The sequence below is a fragment of the Rhizobium sp. UGM030330-04 genome, from assembly GCF_003208455.1.
GTDB lineage: Bacteria > Pseudomonadota > Alphaproteobacteria > Rhizobiales > Rhizobiaceae > Agrobacterium > Agrobacterium rhizogenes_A.
The window spans coordinates 163193-179720 of sequence record NZ_QKML01000004.1; the positions used below are offsets into that span (position 1 = coordinate 163193).

At 59.2% G+C, this 16528-nt stretch carries 17 protein-coding genes; 7 read left to right on the forward strand and 10 right to left on the reverse strand.

Annotated features, from left to right (window positions below):
- The first annotated feature begins 216 nt into the window (after positions 1–216).
- On the forward strand, positions 217–873 hold the full coding sequence (locus N434_RS07820) for an invasion associated locus B family protein (protein WP_065115892.1): 657 nt from the start codon (positions 217–219) through the stop codon (positions 871–873).
- Positions 874–963: 90 nt separating this feature from the next.
- Here N434_RS07820 and hspQ read toward each other — a convergent pair whose 3' ends face one another.
- From hspQ to N434_RS07840, 4 genes are all read right to left on the reverse strand, one after another.
- Positions 964–1293: a heat shock protein HspQ gene (gene hspQ, locus N434_RS07825; RefSeq protein ID WP_003523419.1), complete on the reverse strand. Its 330-nt coding sequence runs from the start codon at positions 1291–1293 to the stop codon at positions 964–966.
- Positions 1294–1395: 102 nt separating this feature from the next.
- Positions 1396–2316 (reverse strand): DMT family transporter, encoded by a 921-nt coding sequence (locus tag N434_RS07830; RefSeq protein WP_110757011.1) that lies wholly within the window; start codon positions 2314–2316, stop codon positions 1396–1398.
- A 100-nt stretch (positions 2317–2416) separates the two neighbouring features.
- A complete protein-coding gene (glnA, locus tag N434_RS07835; RefSeq protein ID WP_065115890.1) occupies positions 2417–3826 on the reverse strand; it encodes a type I glutamate--ammonia ligase in 1410 nt (469 codons plus the stop codon).
- Positions 3827–3897: 71 nt separating this feature from the next.
- On the reverse strand, positions 3898–4236 hold the full coding sequence (locus N434_RS07840) for a P-II family nitrogen regulator (RefSeq protein ID WP_003515720.1): 339 nt from the start codon (positions 4234–4236) through the stop codon (positions 3898–3900).
- Positions 4237–4594: 358 nt separating this feature from the next.
- Between N434_RS07840 and N434_RS07845 the strand changes: the two genes are divergently transcribed.
- On the forward strand, positions 4595–6070 hold the full coding sequence (locus N434_RS07845; protein WP_110757013.1) for an NAD(P)H-hydrate dehydratase: 1476 nt from the start codon (positions 4595–4597) through the stop codon (positions 6068–6070).
- Between the two features lie 276 nt (positions 6071–6346).
- Here N434_RS07845 and N434_RS26190 read toward each other — a convergent pair whose 3' ends face one another.
- Positions 6347–7387 (reverse strand): GlxA family transcriptional regulator, encoded by a 1041-nt coding sequence (locus tag N434_RS26190; protein ID WP_065115888.1) that lies wholly within the window; start codon positions 7385–7387, stop codon positions 6347–6349.
- Between the two features lie 272 nt (positions 7388–7659).
- Entirely contained in the window at positions 7660–7878 is a 219-nt protein-coding gene (locus N434_RS07855) for a DUF1127 domain-containing protein (protein WP_110757218.1), read from the reverse strand.
- Positions 7879–8117: 239 nt separating this feature from the next.
- On the opposite strand from N434_RS07855, the gene N434_RS07860 reads away from it, so the two are divergent.
- Positions 8118–9056, forward strand: a complete 939-nt coding sequence (locus N434_RS07860; protein ID WP_174029578.1) for a LysR family transcriptional regulator — start codon at positions 8118–8120, stop codon at positions 9054–9056.
- Between the two features lie 54 nt (positions 9057–9110).
- Here N434_RS07860 and N434_RS07865 read toward each other — a convergent pair whose 3' ends face one another.
- A complete protein-coding gene (locus N434_RS07865; protein ID WP_110757015.1) occupies positions 9111–10031 on the reverse strand; it encodes a methylenetetrahydrofolate reductase in 921 nt (306 codons plus the stop codon).
- A gap of 88 nt (positions 10032–10119) precedes the next feature.
- Positions 10120–10896: a formyl transferase gene (locus N434_RS07870; RefSeq protein WP_110757017.1), complete on the reverse strand. Its 777-nt coding sequence runs from the start codon at positions 10894–10896 to the stop codon at positions 10120–10122.
- A gap of 192 nt (positions 10897–11088) precedes the next feature.
- Between N434_RS07870 and N434_RS07875 the strand changes: the two genes are divergently transcribed.
- Together N434_RS07875 and N434_RS07880 are read left to right on the forward strand one after the other, a co-directional pair.
- Positions 11089–11250, forward strand: a complete 162-nt coding sequence (locus N434_RS07875; RefSeq protein WP_004442283.1) for an entericidin domain-containing protein — start codon at positions 11089–11091, stop codon at positions 11248–11250.
- A 108-nt stretch (positions 11251–11358) separates the two neighbouring features.
- Complete coding sequence (locus tag N434_RS07880; RefSeq protein ID WP_110757219.1) at positions 11359–12123, forward strand: phosphodiester glycosidase family protein; 765 nt, start codon at positions 11359–11361, stop codon at positions 12121–12123.
- Between the two features lie 111 nt (positions 12124–12234).
- Here the strand turns inward: N434_RS07880 and N434_RS07885 are convergent, their stop codons facing one another.
- Positions 12235–12585 carry a hypothetical protein gene (locus N434_RS07885; RefSeq protein ID WP_110757221.1) on the reverse strand — a complete coding sequence of 117 codons (351 nt, stop codon included), beginning with the start codon at positions 12583–12585 and terminating at the stop codon, positions 12235–12237.
- Between the two features lie 714 nt (positions 12586–13299).
- Between N434_RS07885 and N434_RS07895 the strand changes: the two genes are divergently transcribed.
- A complete protein-coding gene (locus tag N434_RS07895; protein WP_065115883.1) occupies positions 13300–14703 on the forward strand; it encodes an L-serine ammonia-lyase in 1404 nt (467 codons plus the stop codon).
- A gap of 65 nt (positions 14704–14768) precedes the next feature.
- Positions 14769–15206 carry a DUF1489 family protein gene (locus N434_RS07900; RefSeq protein ID WP_065115882.1) on the forward strand — a complete coding sequence of 146 codons (438 nt, stop codon included), beginning with the start codon at positions 14769–14771 and terminating at the stop codon, positions 15204–15206.
- 95 nt (positions 15207–15301) lie between these two features.
- Here N434_RS07900 and N434_RS07905 read toward each other — a convergent pair whose 3' ends face one another.
- Entirely contained in the window at positions 15302–15907 is a 606-nt protein-coding gene (locus N434_RS07905) for a transglutaminase-like cysteine peptidase (protein WP_065115881.1), read from the reverse strand.
- Positions 15908–16528 lie beyond the last annotated feature (621 nt).

Sequence of the window (16528 nt, forward strand, 5' to 3'; positions counted from 1 at the left end):
ATGACCCATGCGAGGGCGGGAAATCTTGGGTCAGCTCAAGAAAAAGTTAAAGAAGTGCTGGATATCGCCGCGATCGGCATGTAACAGGGGGACCGGAAGAGACGGGTCACGCATTTGCCTCATTTAAACGACAGTTGAACGGGCAGAAGGATACCGCCATCGGCGAACGGGACCTTGCGGTCCGGTTCTGGCAGACATTCAGGAGACGGAACTCTTATGATGCAAAAGGCAAACACATTCACCCGGACGGCTCTGTCCGCTCTGGTCCTCTCTCTGGGCGCGGTTTCCGCTCCGGCCATCTCGCAGGCGCAGGATGCTGCTCCCGCCGCTCAGGGCGCCGGCGCGCCGCCGCTCGGCTGGTTCAAGACCTGCTCCAAGCAGGAAGACAACGATGTCTGCGTCGTGCAGAACGTGGTTCTTGCGCAGAACGGCCAGATGATCACCGCTGTCGGCCTCATCACCGTTGAAGGCAAGGTCAACCGCAAGCTGCTGCAGGTCTCCGTCCCGACCGCGCGTCTCATCCCTCCGGGCGTTGTGATGCAGATCGACGGCGGCAAGGGCCAGAAGCTCGACTACGCCGTTTGCCTTCCCGACAAGTGCACGGCCGAAGTTCCGCTGACGGACGCCATGATCGCTTCGCTGAAGAAGGGCAATGAGGTGGTCTTCACCTCCATCAACTTCCGCCGCGCGCCGAACCCCATCAAGATCGCGCTCACCGGCTTCACCGGCGCTTTTGACGGCCCGGCCATCTCGCAGTCGCAGCTTGCCGAAAGCCAGCGCAGCCTGCAGGAAGGCATGCAGAAGAAGGCCGAAGAGGCTCGTAAGAAGCTCGAAGCCGCACAGGACGCCGCCAAGGGCGCGCCGAAGCCCTGATCGCTTCGGGAACATCAAGAATGACAAAACCGGTCTGGCGACAGACCGGTTTTTTTATGCCCTGGGAGGGGTGGGTATTTCGGAGAGGCGTTAATGCGCCGTCGACATTTTCGGACGCCATTCGCCGTTCGGCGCCTTGTCGAAGATACGGCCGATATTGGGGTTTCTCAGCGGCGTCTCGTTTTCGTCGTGAACCAGGTTCTGTTCCGAAACATAGGCGACATATTCCGTCTCCTCGTTTTCGGCCAGAAGATGGTAGAAGGGCTGGTCGCGATCCGGCCTGATTTCCGCAGGGATGGCGTTCCACCACTCCTCGGTATTGGCATATTCCGGATCCACGTCGATCACCACACCGCGGAACGGAAACACCTTGTGGCGGACGATCTCGCCAAGCGTGAATTTTGCGTTTCTTTGTTTCATGGCATGAACTTCCTTTCCCACTAATAGTTGGGGGCGGAATGCGAAATATCAAGGGCTAGGGGTATCCGGCCAGTTTTGCACGTTCCGTGCGCGCGTCCGAATTCAGGCCTTGCGGCCGATCGGTGCTGTTGCAATGACCACACCGCCGGTTACGAGGACGATGCCGATGGCATGGTAGGTCTCGAAGGTTTCACCGAGGAACAGCGTGGCCATGAGGATAGAGACCGGCGGCATCATGTAAAGCGTGATACCGGCCGTGGCGGGGCCGAAGGCGCGCACCGTGTGGGTGAAGCAATAAAAGGCCAGAAGTGAGGCGAAGAGGATGATGCCGCCGATCTTTGCCCATGCCATCGGCGTGGCGGGCAGCATACCGCCCTGCGCCAGTTCGAGAGCCGCCGGTGGCAGAAGCACCAGCGCGCCCGAGAGTGCGATCAGGCCGAAAAGGCTGAAGGATGCCATCTGCCGCGCCGCCGGATCGCGCAGCAGCAGCGAATAGACGGCAAAGGCGATGGCCGCCGTCAGTATGGCGAAATCGCCGATGTTGAAATTCATGTGCCACAGAGCGGACAAATCGCCCTTGAGCACGATGGCCGCCACACCCGCAAAGGCGATGACCATGCCAACCACTTCGAGCTTTCTGATGCGACGGCCCTGAAAGATGCGCTGGAACAGGATGATGAACAGTGACGAGGTGGTGTAGATCAGCGTGCCGTTGGCGGCGGTCGTCATGGTGAGACCCCAATAGACCACACCGCCGCAGATGCCCATGCCGAGAATGCCGAGAACGAGCCAGAGCAGCGTTTTGTCGCGCAGGAAGGCAAGGCAGTTTCGCCAGTCGGCGATCATGAAGGGGGCGATGATGAGGGTCGATCCGGTCCAGCGGATGAAGGCGGCGATGAAAGGCGAGACTTCGCCGACGACGCCACGGCCGAAAATGACGTTGCTGGAGAAAAAGAACGGCACCGCCAGAAAGATGAGCCAGTCCGTGAGGCGCGTTTGCTGAGAGGCTGGCTTGTTCGACATTCTTCGCATTTAAGGCTTGGCTTCAAAAGAAAACGGCGGCTTTCCATGGAAAACCGCCGGAATGGATGGAGCGCCCCGAGGGGAGCGCTCCGAAGGCCGATCAGGCCGAGTAGTACATGTCGAATTCGACCGGATGCGGGGTCATTTCGAAACGCATGACTTCCTGCATCTTCAGCTCGATGAACGAGTCGATCTGGTCGTCGTCGAATACGCCGCCGGCGGTCAGGAACTTGCGATCCTTGTCGAGGCTTTCGAGCGCTTCGCGCAGCGAACCGCAGACGGTCGGGATCTTTTTCAGTTCCTTGGCGGGAAGGTCGTAAAGGTCCTTGTCCATCGGCTTGCCGGGGTGGATCTTGTTCTTGATGCCGTCAAGGCCGGCCATCAGCATGGCCGCAAAACCGAGATAGGGGTTCTGGGTCGGATCCGGGAAGCGGACTTCGACGCGCTTTGCCTTCGGGTTGGAGCCGAAGGGGATACGGCAGGAGGCCGAACGGTTGCGGGCGGAATAGGCCAGCAGAACCGGCGCTTCATAACCCGGCACCAGACGCTTGTAGGAGTTGGTGGTGGGGTTGGTGAAGGCGTTGATGGCCTTGGCGTGCTTGATGATGCCGCCGATGTAATACAGGCAGTTTTCCGAAAGGCCGGCATATTCGTCGCCCGCAAACGTCGGCTTGCCGCCCTTCCAGATCGACTGGTGCACGTGCATGCCCGAGCCGTTGTCGCCGAAGATCGGCTTCGGCATGAAGGTTGCCGTCTTGCCATAGGCATTGGCGACCTGGTGCACGACGTACTTGTAGATCTGCATCTTGTCGGCGCTGGAAACCAGCGTGTCGAACTTCACGCCCAGCTCGTGCTGTGCGGCAGCCACTTCGTGGTGGTGCTTTTCGACGACGACGCCCATCTCGGCCAGAACCGTCAGCATTTCGGAACGCATGTCCTGCAGGCTGTCGATCGGCGGAACCGGGAAATAACCGCCCTTGACGCGCGGACGGTGGCCGAGGTTGCCGGTCTCGTAATCCGTGTCGTCGTTGGACGGCAGTTCGGAACTATCGAGCTTGAAGCCGGTGTTGTAGGGGTCTGCCTTGTACTTCACGTCGTCGAAGACGAAGAATTCCGGCTCGGGGCCGACAAAAACGGTGTCGCCGATGCCGGATGCCTTGAGATAGGCTTCGGCCTTCTTGGCGGTGCCGCGCGGGTCGCGGTTATAGGCTTCGCCCGAAACCGGGTCGAGAATGTCGCAAAGGACGACCAGGGTGGACTGGGCGAAGAACGGGTCGATATGGGCGGTGGCCGGATCGGGCATCAGCACCATGTCGGACTCGTTGATGGCCTTCCAGCCGGCGATCGAGGAGCCGTCGAACATGACGCCATCGGCGAACATGTCTTCGTCCACACAGACAATATCCATGGTGACGTGCTGCAGCTTGCCCTTGGGGTCGGTAAAGCGCAGGTCCACGAACTTGATGTCGTTATCCTTGATCTGCTTCAAGATATCGTTTGCGGTCGTCATTTAAACGTTTTCCTTGAGTGTGATGATGACGAGGTGAAAACCCAAGCCTCCCCGGCTCGGGACGTTCTTGATTATATGGCGTCCACGCCTGTTTCACCGGTACGGATGCGGATGACTTCCTCGACGTTGGAAACGAAAATCTTTCCGTCGCCGATACGTCCGGTCTGCGCCGCATTGCGGATCGCCTCGATGACGGCTTCCGCATTCTCGTCCGCCAATACGACTTCGACTTTCACTTTCGGCAAAAAGTCCACGACGTACTCTGCACCGCGGTAGAGTTCCGTGTGGCCCTTCTGACGACCAAAGCCTTTTGCTTCCGTGACCGTGATTCCCTGAAGTCCGACTTCCTGAAGGGCTTCCTTCACTTCATCGAGCTTGAAAGGCTTAATGATCGCTTCGATCTTTTTCATGAGAAAATATCTCTCCGCTTCTCCCGTTAAAGCAGGTTCTTCCCGCTCTGCCACAAGAATGCACGTATTGTGCCAGATCGGAAGCGGGCTTGAAGAAAAAACTTCGCTCCCCCGGCTTTCCGGCACAAAATGCATTCGCTTTTTGCGGTTTTCCGGGGAATTTCTCGCGAAAATCCGAAAAATCCATGAGCATTTCTGTTGATTTGTATTATTTTAGCAATACTGAATATTTTGAGTTCCGGTGCTGATATATTGGTCTGATGATTATATTTTATGCATTTGACTATAATTCATTCACGGCTATCTGCTTATTTTTGTATCGATTGCCTTTTCGGCGTTTTGAAGGGATGATCGCGCCATGATATCCCCTTTGCAGCTCTTCCTGATCGATCCCGTTGTGATGGCCCGCATCGATGCTGCGGCGGGGCAATCCGGCATTCCTCTTTATGATCTGATGGAGCGGGCGGGCCGGGCGGTCGCGGCGGCTGCCCTGCGTCATTATCCGCAGGCGCTGCGCTTCGTCGTGCTGTGCGGCGGTGGCAATAATGGCGGCGACGGCTACGTGGCGGCCCGGGTGCTTTTGGAAAGCGGGGCTGCGGTTGCGGTTCATCATCTCGGCGATGCCACCGCGCTCAAGGGCGATGCGCGGACGGCGTTCGAGCGGAGCGGGGTCGCGCCGCTGCCGTTTGGCGATTATGTGCCCGTTGCCGGCGACGTGGTGATCGATGCGGTTTTCGGGGCTGGGTTGTCGCGTGATATTCCCGGAGAGCTTGCCGGGGTGATTGCGGCGGTAACAGGGGCGGGCGTGCCTGTGCTTGCCGTCGACCTGCCTTCCGGCCTCTGCGGCCGGCGGGGCGTGCCTCTAGGAGCATCGTTCAGGGCGGAGCGGACCGTGACCTTCATGGCGCGCAAACCCGGCCATCTGTTGATGCCGGGGCGCGAGCTGTGCGGGGCGCTTGAGGTCTTCGATATCGGCATTCCCTCCCGCATCCTTGCCGCGCACGCGGGATCTGTGGCGGAAAACGACCCGCTTGTCTGGCGAGAGGCCTTGCCCCGCGCCGATATGGAAACGCATAAATTCCGTCGTGGTCACCTCACCGTGTTTTCCGGGCCGGCCCATGCGACGGGCGCAAGCCGCATGACGGCGCTTTCGGCGCTGAAGGCGGGGGCGGGCATCGTCACCATTGCCGCCCCGAAGGCAGCGCTCGATGTGCTTTCAGTGACGCTGACGGCGGTGATGAACACGCCCATGGATAATGGCGATGATCTGCAGGACTGGCTGGACGACGGGCGCCACGGCAGTTTTGTCATAGGTCCGGGTTTCGGTGACCTCGAAAAGGCGCGGCAATTTGTGTCTCTGATTGGTGATAAGTCCGTCGTGCTGGATGCCGATGCGATCACGGCGTTCAGGGATCGCCCGGAAGCCCTGTTTGAACGGATCACATCCGGCGCGGGCAAATTCGTGCTGACGCCGCATGAGGGCGAGTTTGCGCGGTTGTTCCCTGACCTTGCCGCCGGGTCGGCGCTGAGCAAGATCGAAAAGGCACAGGCTGCTTCGGCGCGCAGTGGTGCGGTGCTGGTCTACAAGGGTGCGGATACGGTGATTGCCGCGCCGGATGGCCGGGCGCTGGTTAACACCAATGCCCCGGCAAGCCTTGCCACGGCGGGTTCCGGCGATGTGCTTGCCGGTATCATCGGGGCGTTGCTGGCGCAGGGAACGCCCGCTTTCGAAGCGGCGGCCGCCGGTGTCTGGCTGCATGGGGAGGCGGGACAGAGGGCAGGGATCGGCATGACGGCGGAGGATCTCGCCCATGCGGTGCGGCCGTTTAGATGAGTTCCCTCTGATGGTGTTGGGGTAGGGATTTGGGTCGAGTTTCTGCGGGCAGCTAGCAGCTCGCTGAACTTGTGGTTTTTGGGACAGTTCCATCATCCGTACTCCGTCACCCCGGACTTGATCCGGGGTCCAGCGCGATCAAGTCCTTGATCGCTAAAGACTCGTCTCACGGCGTAGACGCGCCGTGACTGGATGCCGGATCAAGTCCGGCATGATGGAGGTGCTTTGTCTTCGATCTGCCTGCCATCGTGCCCGAGGCTTTTTAAGGCCGCGTCTTCAATGCGCGGCTTTGCCACCCTGGCTCGCCATTGCCATTCGCGATGCACTGATCAAGAGCTTGCGTTCGGCGCGTTCCTGCTGCGGCGTGCGATTGTAGATTTCGCGATAACATTTGGAGAAATGTGAGGCGGAGACGAAACCGCAGGCGACGGCGACTTCGACCACTGGCATGGCCGATTGCACCAGCAGGTGACGGGCGCGGTCCAGACGGATTTCGAGATAATAACGGGCAGGCGAGCGGCCCATTTCCTGACGGAAGAGACGTTCCACCTGCCGGCGCGACAGATCGGCGGCATCGGCGATATCGAGCAGCGACAGCGGCTCGGCAAGATTGCCTTCCATCAATTCGATGATCGACAGGACCTTGCTGTTCTGCACGCCGAGGCGGGCGCGCAGCGGCAGGCGCTGGCGGTCGTTGGGGCTGCGTACCCGGTCGGTCAATTGCTGTTCACAGACACGGTTGACGAGGTTCTCGCCGAAATCCTGCCCGATCAGGCTCAGCATCATGTCCAGCGAGGCCGTGCCGCCAGCGCAGGTGTAGATGTTGCTGTCGACTTCGAAGAGATCGGCATAGACTTCCACCTGCGGGAAGGCCTCGGAAAAACCCGGCAGGTTCTCCCAGTGGATCGCGCAACGCTTGCCGTTCAAAAGGCCGGCCTGTGCGAGGATATGGGCGGCGGTACAGAGGCTGCCGATGGCGATGCCGCGATTATAGGCTTCGCGCAGCCAGGCGTTGACGGACTTGTTGATGTGCTGATCCACATCGATGCCGGAACAGATGATCGCCATCTCCGGGCGATTTTCGCCGCTGACATAACGCCGCTCGTCGGCAAGACAGGTATCGGCCTCGAGACAGATACCACTGGACGACATGACCTTCTGGCCATCGAGCGAAGCGATGCGCCATTCATAGGCCTGATAGCCCAACATTCGGTTGGCGATGCGAAGCGTTTCAACCGCTGCGGCGAAGGGCAGCATGGTAAATTGCGGAATGAGAAAAAAGACGATTGAGCGTTTCTTCTGGGAGTTCTTGCTCATTTGCCCGTGCTCCGTTGCGAATACGCAATTCCTCTCTTGGAATTGGTCTTCTGGATGTCCTGTTTACGACATCTTTAACGAAAAATACGCCTTGGAATCGGGGCTGTCAAAAAATCGCTTTTGAAATATGCAAAATTTACGACAAGCCTTTTAAAAAGGCGTTGTGTCGCATGTAAAACAGGCAGGCCGTTTTGCGCCGTTGCCGGGGTGTTCGGGGATTGGCCGGAGATCGCTCGCAGGTGTCGAAACGGCTGCGAGCCATGGGCTGGTCGTCATTTGCGGATGAGGCTTATGCGATTGTTGTCTGTCGTCGGCCATCCGATATCCTTCAGTGTTTCAGGCGGCAATGCCTCCAGTGCGCGGAGCATCCTTGCGCGACGCCATGATGCGTAAGCGGCGGAAACATGGCTGGACAACCGATGCAGCCAGCCGCCGGACGAGGGGCGGTGTGTGGAACGGTTCGCCGCCGGAAGATAATGTATCATGGTCATGTCTTGATCCTTTCCTGAACCACGATCGGTTTGCGATGTCGATATGCGCCTGCATATTCCATCAAACAAGAGAATGAATTTTATGTCATTCATCAATCATACGAATGATTTCCAGGTGGCCTTGCCGGATGTGTCCTGCTTCCCGTCTGGGGCCGCGTCGCACTTCGGCGATATGTCTTCCGGTCCTGTTCATTCGATGTCCGTGATGGTGCGCGCTTGTTGACATTCAATCAAACGAAATGATATCCATCTATAAATCAAAATATTTGAAGGTACGTGCCATGACCGTGACTTTCCGCCAACCGCTGCCGTTGCTGGATAACGACATATTGAGAACCTTCGTCGCCATTGCGGAAACGGGAAATTTTTCCACCGCCGCTGAAGTGGTGTTCAGAACGCCGTCAGCCGTTTCCATGCAGATCAAGAAGCTCGAAGAGCAGCTGAAGACGACGCTGTTCCTGCGAGATGCCCGCTCGGTGACATTGACGGCGCATGGGGAGACGCTTCTGACCTATGCGCGCCGTATGATCGCGCTGTCCAATGAAGCCGTGTCGCGTTTCGTCATGCCCGAGCTTTCCGGTGTGGTGCGTCTCGGCGCGCCGGAGGATATTGGGGAGCGTGGCCTGTTGCCGGGCATTCTCAAGCGTTTCGCCGAGGCTTTCCCGGGCATCATGATCGATGTCACCATCGATTCCAGTTCCAATCTTTACAAGCGCATGGACGAGCAGCGGCTTGATCTTGCCCTCGTCAACTGTGCCTCGCATCCCTTGAGGGACACCGGCGAGGTGCTGATGCGCGAGCGCCTTGTCTGGGCCGGGGCCAAATGCGGCACCGCCTATCTGCGCGATCCGCTGCCGATCTCCATCTGGGAAGAGGGTTGCATCTGGCGCTCGGAAGCGATCCATTCGCTGGAAAGACGTGGGCGCAATTTCCGTGTGGCCTATCTCAGCGGCCATACGATGGCGCAACGCGCGGCGATTGCCGCCGATCTCGCCATCGCGCCGCTGCCGCGGTCCTATGTGCAGAACGACATGGTCATTCTGGGCGACAAGGAGGGATTGCCGGAACTTGGCTGTTTCGATATCCGCCTGATCACCGGCGACAAGCCGTCGCGTCCGGTGCTTGCGGTTGCGGAAAGCATTCGCAATGCCTTCGTAGAGGCCGCCAAGGCTGCGTGACAGGGCAGGTGCCCGAGCGGCGGCGCCATGGCCGGGCAGACGGGCGTGGTGTCGTCAAACCGCCAGCGAATCCGGGGGCGCCGAACGGGACGTGTTTCCGGTTTGCCAGCTTCCGCGTTTGACCAGCCAGTCGGACGATGCCTGTAATCCGCCAAAGGGGAAGACGTGAATTTGCCGGACGGCTCCCTGCGGGTTGGCCTGCCAGTGCTGTTCGATCGGCCCGACGATGCTTTCCGGCGAATGCCCCTTGGCCAAAGTCGTGAGCGACAGCGCATTCTTCCTGAGATAGGCGATGGAATTGCCGACGCCGCAAAGTGCGGCATATTTCAGCAGCGTCGTGATCTTGGCCGGGCCGGAAACACCGATATGCACCGGCAGGTCGATGCCTGATGCGGCAAGCCCTTCCGCCCAAGCGATGAAGCGTGCGGGGTCGAAACCGAACTGGGTGACGATGCGCATGGTGGCATCGCTTCTTTCGGCAAAATCGCGTTTCAACCGCATCGCCGCCAAGGCCGTCTCCTCGCTGAAATCGGGACTGCCTTCCGGGTGGCCGGCGATTGCGATCCGGCTTATTCCATAACGGTCGAAGATACCGGTGGAGAGCATGTCCATGCTGGAGGCGAAGGGACCGGCGGGCCTGTCGACACCGCCGCCGACAACCAGCACATCCGATACGCCGGCTTCACCTGCCAGCCGCTTTACCTGCTCCTCAAATTCCACGCGTGAGGGGATGCGCCGTGCCGCAAGATGCGGCACAGGTTCGTAACCGAGATCGCGCAGATGTCTTGCCGCATCAACCAGCCTTTCCTGCGAGGCTGCGCCGGTGTCGGTCAGATAGACGCGTACAGCCTGCGGAAAAAGACCGGCCAGGCTGGCTGGGCCGAGCACCTGCGCGGGTGAGGCTTCAATGGAGGCGGGGATGATGGAAGAGGCGGAAATATCGGGCAATTTGTGCTTGATCCTTTTTATTATCATGCACCGATTTTGCGGCGAAGTCTGTGCCTGTTGCGGCAAGACAGCCCTGCATCTGCGACGAAGCTTGGCAACGGGGCGCGGCGCGGGGTCACCAGATCCGTTTCGTCAGCCCGTTCCACAGCCAGGTCCAGATCGTCGGCGGAAAGCGCAGCACCGATTTTCCCGGTGAGGGCGGCTGCGGCGCGAGGCTGCCGGAAAGCGCATCTTCGATGGCGTTGACGGCGATATCCACCGAGGCGGCGGTGAGAAGCAGCGGATAGGTGGCGATGGTATCGGCAGGCGATGGCTTCAGCCGTTTTTCATAAAGCGTGGCGCCGGTATCCACGCCCCTGTCGACCAGATGCACGGTCGCGCCGAAATTGCCCCGGTCTTTTTCCACCAGCGCCCAGTAACCGCCCATCTGGCCGCGATAGGCGGGATTGATGCCGGCGTGGAAATTGATGACCGGGCATTGCAGGGCCTGCAGCGTCGCCGGGCTCAGAAGACGGCAGGAAATGGTGAAGATCGCCGCCGGTTTCAGCAGATTGGCGGCCTTGTGACAGTCTTCATCGTTCAGCGAGGCAAACTGCGAGACGGGAATGGCAGGGTCAAGTTCGGCGAAGAGGCCGTGCCCGGCGATGATCTCCTGGCTTCTTCGAGCCGTGAAGCGTTTGCCGAGGCGGGATGCGACCATCGTCGCCATCTGGCCTGCGGCGACAATCCAGCCGAGCCGTCGCGCCCGGCGCCTGAGAATGGCGGATTTGCTTTCGGGTTGCTCCATGAAGACGTGGATATCCGGAAAGCGGGCGGCCAGTGCATTGATCATGACATTGGGGTTCGTGCCGCCTGCCGTCATCACCAGAAGCCGATTGTTGATGTCAGTCATATCACCCACGGGATTTTCCTAAACCATGATCCAGCCACGGAGTTTCCCTCGCGAAGCTCAAAACCCTGTTAATTTTCATCGACAGGAATTTTTGAAATGCCGCTGGAACCGATTTTCGGGACTCACGTTATTGTGACGCATATCACATCGGCGCTTGCCTTTGGACGGCAAGTCATAGGGGAGTAGTTTCAAATGATCACACGCATTCTTTCGACCGTTTTCGTGGCTCTGTTGACCGTCGTGACCTTGAGTTCCTGCGGCAACACCATTCGCGGCATGGGCCGGGATACGGCGAATGCCGTTGATGCGACGCAGGACGCCGGCCGCAGTGTGGACCGCGCCGCCCGCCGCTGACGACACCTCCCCTTAAAAAGTCCGGCGTCACCCTGAAACAGGGGTGGCGCCTTTTCTTTGACCGAATTTTTTTGCGAATGTTTGCCTGACGAGAATCACGGGGTGGGCATGAACGGATCGCTGAAGAGACTGGCAAGCTTGCTGCTGCCATTGCTGTTGCCATTTTCGGCTCAGGCCGGCGGGCAGGCGGATTTCTGCAGGAGCATGGACCATGCGGGCGGCCGTTATACCGTCTGCAGTTTCGATCCGGCAAGGAACACGATCCGGATTTATGACCGCGACCAGCTTTCCGGGCAGGGATACCGGACTTTCGCCGACCTGTCCTCCGCCCTGTGGCGGCAGCACATGTTCAGCATCTTCGCCATGAATGGCGGCATGTATCACTCCGATTATTCGCCCGTCGGCCTTTTTGTCGAAAATGGCGTGGAACGTTCGCCGGTCAGCACTCGCGGCGGCTGGGGCAATTTTCACCTTCTGCCGAATGGCGTGTTTTATCTGAAGGGCGCAAGCGCCGGGGTGCTGGAGACACAAGCCTATCTGGCGGCAGATCCGAAGCCGGATTTCGCCACGCAATCCGGCCCGATGCTGGTGATCGACGGCAAGCTGCATCCGCGATTTTTACCCGATAGCGACAGTCTGAAGCGGCGCAACGGCGTCGGTGTTTCCCGCGACGGCGTGGTGCATTTCGCCATTTCGGAAAATACCGTGCGCTTTTATGATTTCGCCACCCTGTTCAGGGATGTGCTGGATGCGCCCAATGCGCTTTATCTCGACGGCACGATATCAAGCGTCGATATTCCCGCGATGAACCGGCGGGATGCGCTGTTTCCCATGGGGCCGATCATCGCTGTCGTCGACAGGGTGCCGGATTAGAGCGCTTTTGCTTTTCCTCAAATCGCGAAATCGATCTAGCCCTTTGTCTTCTCGTATTTCCGGGCACAAATCCGCTTCACGCTTCTGCCGGAAGTGCGCCAGCCGGAAAGATCAGATCGGCGCTTTGGGATAGGCTTTTTCCAGCCCGGCCGATGCCGTCAGCCCCTTGCGGAAGGCAAGGCAGGCGGGGTGCTGGCTGGCCCTGGCAGTTTCCGCGAGGCGGATCTGCAGGCGGGCAGGGGCGTTGCCGCCAAGCCATTCACCGGCGGCTTCCAGCTTCAGGCTGTTGAGGAAACGGGCATTGGCCTGCTGGTCGAGATAAAGATTGAGGCCGGCGAGCAGGTTTTCATCCTGCAGCGCGTTTTCCATCAGCAGCAATATCCAGGCCTTGTCCTCGCTTGTCAGCGAGGTGAGTTTCGACGCGACCGTTTCGCGGTCCGGAAAAGAGGATGCCTGCTGCATGGAGAGACTCGCACCGTTGCTGTTGCCATCGTCGATAAAGCAGCGGTCGCAGCCTTTCAAGGCGCGGCGTTTCACCCGGAGAAATTCGATCGTGACGTGCCGCCGCCAAGAGTTTTCAACAGGCGTTTGTATCAAACCTTTAAATAACGGTTACACTTTAGCCTAAATTGAGGCGAAGCCAAAAACGGCGTTTCTTTGAGCCTCACGCTAACGCCTTGTTTTTTCATATACCTATGCGTGAGGCGAATGGCAGACCGGCGAAAAAGCCTTCATTTAGCCGCTTTTTGCATTTGCCTTCGCTGTCGGATTTTAATAAATGCTTCTCCCACGGGCCGGGTCTTGAAGATCGCCCGGAGAGTGAATAGCTGGAGTAATCATGGAAGAAACCGCTCAGAAATCCTGCTGGGGCGTCACGTTGCGCGCACTTGCAGGCTTTGCCGCTTTTCTCGCATTGACGTACATTTTTGGCAGCCCATAAGCACTTCTCCTGAATTGACGGGTTTTGAAACGGCGCGGTTCTCCTCTGGAGACCGTGCTGTTTTCGTTTGAGCGGCTTGCATGTCGCAGCCGCAAAAGCCGGTGACGCTCTTCGTTCTTGCCGAAGCGCCGGATTTTTCCGAAAGTCCCGCTATATTTGTGTCCGATGCTCCGGTGGCGATCCGCCGCGGCTTTGGATATGATGGTGACGGAATCTGATTAGCCAGGACAAAGCGCATGTTTCTTTCGGTCTTCGACGTCTTCAAGATCGGTATCGGTCCTTCGAGTTCCCATACGATGGGGCCGATGACGGCGGCCAACCGCTTTCTGGCGCTGATCCTCAGCGATGAGTGGCCCCGTCCTGCGGGGGCGGCCGTTTCACAGCTGAAGGTCAGCCTGCATGGCTCTCTCGCCTTTACCGGCATCGGCCATGGCACCGGGCGTGCCGTCATTCTCGGACTGACGGGCGAGCGGCCGGACCTTGTCGATCCCGATGCCATGGATGCGATCATCGAGACGGTGGAAAAGGCTGGCACGGTAGCGCCGCCCGGCCATCCGGCCTACACGTTCCGGCCGGCCGAGGATCTGGTCTTCGACAAGAAGAACCCGCTGCCCGGCCATGCCAACGGCATGACCTTCTGCGCCTTCGACAATCAGGGCAGGCTGCTGATCAAGCGTATCTATTATTCCGTCGGTGGCGGCTTCGTCGTGACCGATACGGAACTGGAGGCAATCAAGCAGCGCGGCAAGACCATCGATAATGGTCCGCGCGTGCCCTATCCCTTCGCCTCGGCAAAGGAGATGCTGGAAATGGCCGGCCGTTCTGGCCGCACCATCGCGCAGATGAAACGGGCGAATGAGGAGACGGTGGTGTCCCGCGAGGAGCTGAACGAGCGCCTCGACCAGATCTGGGAAGCCATGAATGGCTGCATCGAGCGCGGGCTGAAGGTGGACGGCATCATGCCTGGTGGCCTGAAGGTGCGCCGCCGCGCCCGCTCGATCTATGAGAAGCTGAATGCGGAATGGCGCAGCAACCGGTTGAACCCGGTCATGGCGAATGACTGGCTGAGCGTTTACGCCATGGCCGTCAATGAGGAAAATGCCGCCGGCGGCCGGGTGGTCACCGCGCCGACCAATGGCGCGGCGGGCGTCGTTCCGGCCACTGTCCGATATTTCCGGCACTTCCATGAGGATGCGACGGTTGACGACGTGCGTGACTTCCTGCTGACGGCGGCGGCGATTGGCGGCATCATCAAGCACAATGCTTCCATTTCCGGCGCGGAAGTGGGCTGTCAGGGCGAGGTCGGATCGGCGGCGGCCATGGCGGCGGCGGGTCTTGCCGCGGTCATGGGCGGCTCGCCCGAGCAGATCGAAAATGCCGCTGAAATCGCGCTTGAGCATCATCTCGGCATGACCTGTGACCCGATTGCCGGGCTGGTGCAGGTGCCCTGCATCGAACGCAATGCGTTGGGTGCCGTGAAAGCGGTGACAGCGGCGTCGCTGGCGCTGAAGGGTGACGGCCAGCATTTCGTGCCACTCGACGCCTGTATCGAGACGATGCGCCAGACGGGCAACGACATGAGCGAGAAATACAAGGAAACCTCCACCGGCGGCCTGGCCGTCAACGTTGTGGAGTGCTGAGCGGGCAGGGCGGCCGGCATCGTCCAGATGCTTGACGCCCGCCGCAAAAAGGCATTGATAGGGGCATGCCTCTACATCTCATCAAACTTTGCGTCGGCGCGGATTCACTCCAGGATTTGAGAGACTGGGTCGCCCAGCGCTCGCTGACGGCGATGGCCGCAGGGCTTGAGCCGCATAGCGTGCACACCACCCGGATGATTCCGAAACGGGTCGAGGAATTGCTGGAAGGCGGTTCGCTCTACTGGGTCATCAAGGGACAGGTGCAGGCGCGGCAGAAGCTTCTCGACCTGCGTTCCTTCAAGGGGGAAGACGGGATCACCCGTTGCGACCTCATTCTCGGCCCCGAGGTCATCGAGACCTCACCCGCACCCAAGCGGCCGTTTCAGGGCTGGCGTTACCTGAAGGACGACGAAGCGCCGCGTGATCTCGGCGGCGGCGGTGCCGGCAGTGAAGACATGCCTTCCGATCTGAGGCGCGAACTGGCCGAGCTTGGCCTGCTCTGATCCTCGGTGGCGCCTTGCTGAAATGAAAAAGCCGGCTTCCCTGCGGAGCCGGCTTTTCATTTGGGGAGACGGTATGCTTTTGAGGACGCGTGGCTTTAGCGGATGCCGCCAACCGCATTCGTTGCGCGGCCGTCCTGAATTTTCACCCAACGACCGGGGTTGGCGGTGTCCTGACGCTTCAGGTAGGTATATTCGGTTTCCGACCAGTTCATGACCTTGTTGCGCATGTTGTCGAGAACGAAATCGCCGCGATCGGTGCGAACGGTCAGAACGGCATGGCCTTCGCCATTCGGCTGCAGAACGACTGTGATCAGCAGGTTGGAAGCGGAGAAGCCCTTGTTCATCAGCATCTTGCGCTTCAGAAGCACGAAGTCTTCGCAGTCGCCGACCGTGGTGGGATAGGCCCAGCGTTCCTCGACGCCGTAGATTTCCATGTCGGTCATCGGCGTGATCGTGGTGTTGGCGGTGTAGTTGACGTCGAGCATCGTCTTCCAGCGCTCTTCGGTCAGCTTCATCGGGCCGGTGTCGACCGAGGTCGGCTGGCATTCGCTCTGGTAGGTCTGGCAGAATTCATAATGACCGATCGGTGGATTGGCCTTGCCGATGACACGCATCACGGCGGCCGGCGAAGCGCTGGCCTGCTGGGCGAAGGCGCTGACGATGAATGCGATCAGGACGAAAACGATACGGTTGTTGTTCATTGCTTGTCTCCCCGTGTTGAGGAGACATTCGCAGCTATATTTTGACCCGCCGGAAATTTGCGAGAGGCAATTTGAGCTTAAATTTCAGCAAATTAGCCGTTGTTTTGAATTGTATTTGAGTGAATTTTTACGCGTATTCGAAGCAAATTTTATTACAATTTTACGGATCGTGGCCTTAGGATTCCGGTAGCCATTTATGCCGCTGTATTAAAAGCGGTTTTCGGTGCGGCGGGATTTTCACGGCCGCGTGATGTCATCAGGCGGTGTCAGGCAGGGGCGCGGATTTCCCGTTTTGGGATGGGTGTTTCAAGCCGGCACAGCGCGAAAAAGCGGCGAAAAAAACTTCAAAAAAACTGCATTTTTTCTGGAAAAATAATGTGGCGTGCGCTTTTCGTCTCGATCTGCGGCCATTGTCGGGCCGAAAATCGAACAATTTGGTGTCTCCAGCTGCCGGGCACCTGGAAGGATGGCAGGAGAGGGCTGGGCCGGGATTTTGCGCTGACGCGTTTTCATCTCGCCGTGACTACCCGGCGCCGGAAATGCGTCGATGCGGCTCGATACGACGGCGAGACTTCTTTCGGCTCGAGGGCTTGGCCGGCCGGATTCAGGCCAGTGGCTGAA

Bases quoted from the DNA above. Each gene is read 5' to 3' on its own strand.
- N434_RS07860 (WP_174029578.1), top strand. From the start codon at position 8,118: ATGATATCCATCTATAAATCAAAATATTTGAAGGTACGTGCCATGACC.
- hspQ (WP_003523419.1), bottom strand. From the start codon at position 1,293: ATGAAACAAAGAAACGCAAAATTCACGCTTGGCGAGATCGTCCGCCAC.
- N434_RS07870 (WP_110757017.1), bottom strand. From the start codon at position 10,896: ATGACTGACATCAACAATCGGCTTCTGGTGATGACGGCAGGCGGCACG.
- N434_RS07880 (WP_110757219.1), top strand. From the start codon at position 11,359: ATGAACGGATCGCTGAAGAGACTGGCAAGCTTGCTGCTGCCATTGCTG.
- N434_RS07875 (WP_004442283.1), top strand. From the start codon at position 11,089: ATGATCACACGCATTCTTTCGACCGTTTTCGTGGCTCTGTTGACCGTC.
- N434_RS07885 (WP_110757221.1), bottom strand. From the start codon at position 12,585: ATGCAGCAGGCATCCTCTTTTCCGGACCGCGAAACGGTCGCGTCGAAA.
- N434_RS07845 (WP_110757013.1), top strand. From the start codon at position 4,595: ATGATATCCCCTTTGCAGCTCTTCCTGATCGATCCCGTTGTGATGGCC.
- N434_RS07855 (WP_110757218.1), bottom strand. From the start codon at position 7,878: ATGACCATGATACATTATCTTCCGGCGGCGAACCGTTCCACACACCGC.
- N434_RS07905 (WP_065115881.1), bottom strand. From the start codon at position 15,907: ATGAACAACAACCGTATCGTTTTCGTCCTGATCGCATTCATCGTCAGC.
- N434_RS07840 (WP_003515720.1), bottom strand. From the start codon at position 4,236: ATGAAAAAGATCGAAGCGATCATTAAGCCTTTCAAGCTCGATGAAGTG.
- N434_RS26190 (WP_065115888.1), bottom strand. From the start codon at position 7,387: ATGAGCAAGAACTCCCAGAAGAAACGCTCAATCGTCTTTTTTCTCATT.
- N434_RS07820 (WP_065115892.1), top strand. From the start codon at position 217: ATGATGCAAAAGGCAAACACATTCACCCGGACGGCTCTGTCCGCTCTG.
- glnA (WP_065115890.1), bottom strand. From the start codon at position 3,826: ATGACGACCGCAAACGATATCTTGAAGCAGATCAAGGATAACGACATC.
- N434_RS07900 (WP_065115882.1), top strand. From the start codon at position 14,769: ATGCCTCTACATCTCATCAAACTTTGCGTCGGCGCGGATTCACTCCAG.
- N434_RS07830 (WP_110757011.1), bottom strand. From the start codon at position 2,316: ATGTCGAACAAGCCAGCCTCTCAGCAAACGCGCCTCACGGACTGGCTC.
- N434_RS07895 (WP_065115883.1), top strand. From the start codon at position 13,300: ATGTTTCTTTCGGTCTTCGACGTCTTCAAGATCGGTATCGGTCCTTCG.
- N434_RS07865 (WP_110757015.1), bottom strand. From the start codon at position 10,031: ATGATAATAAAAAGGATCAAGCACAAATTGCCCGATATTTCCGCCTCT.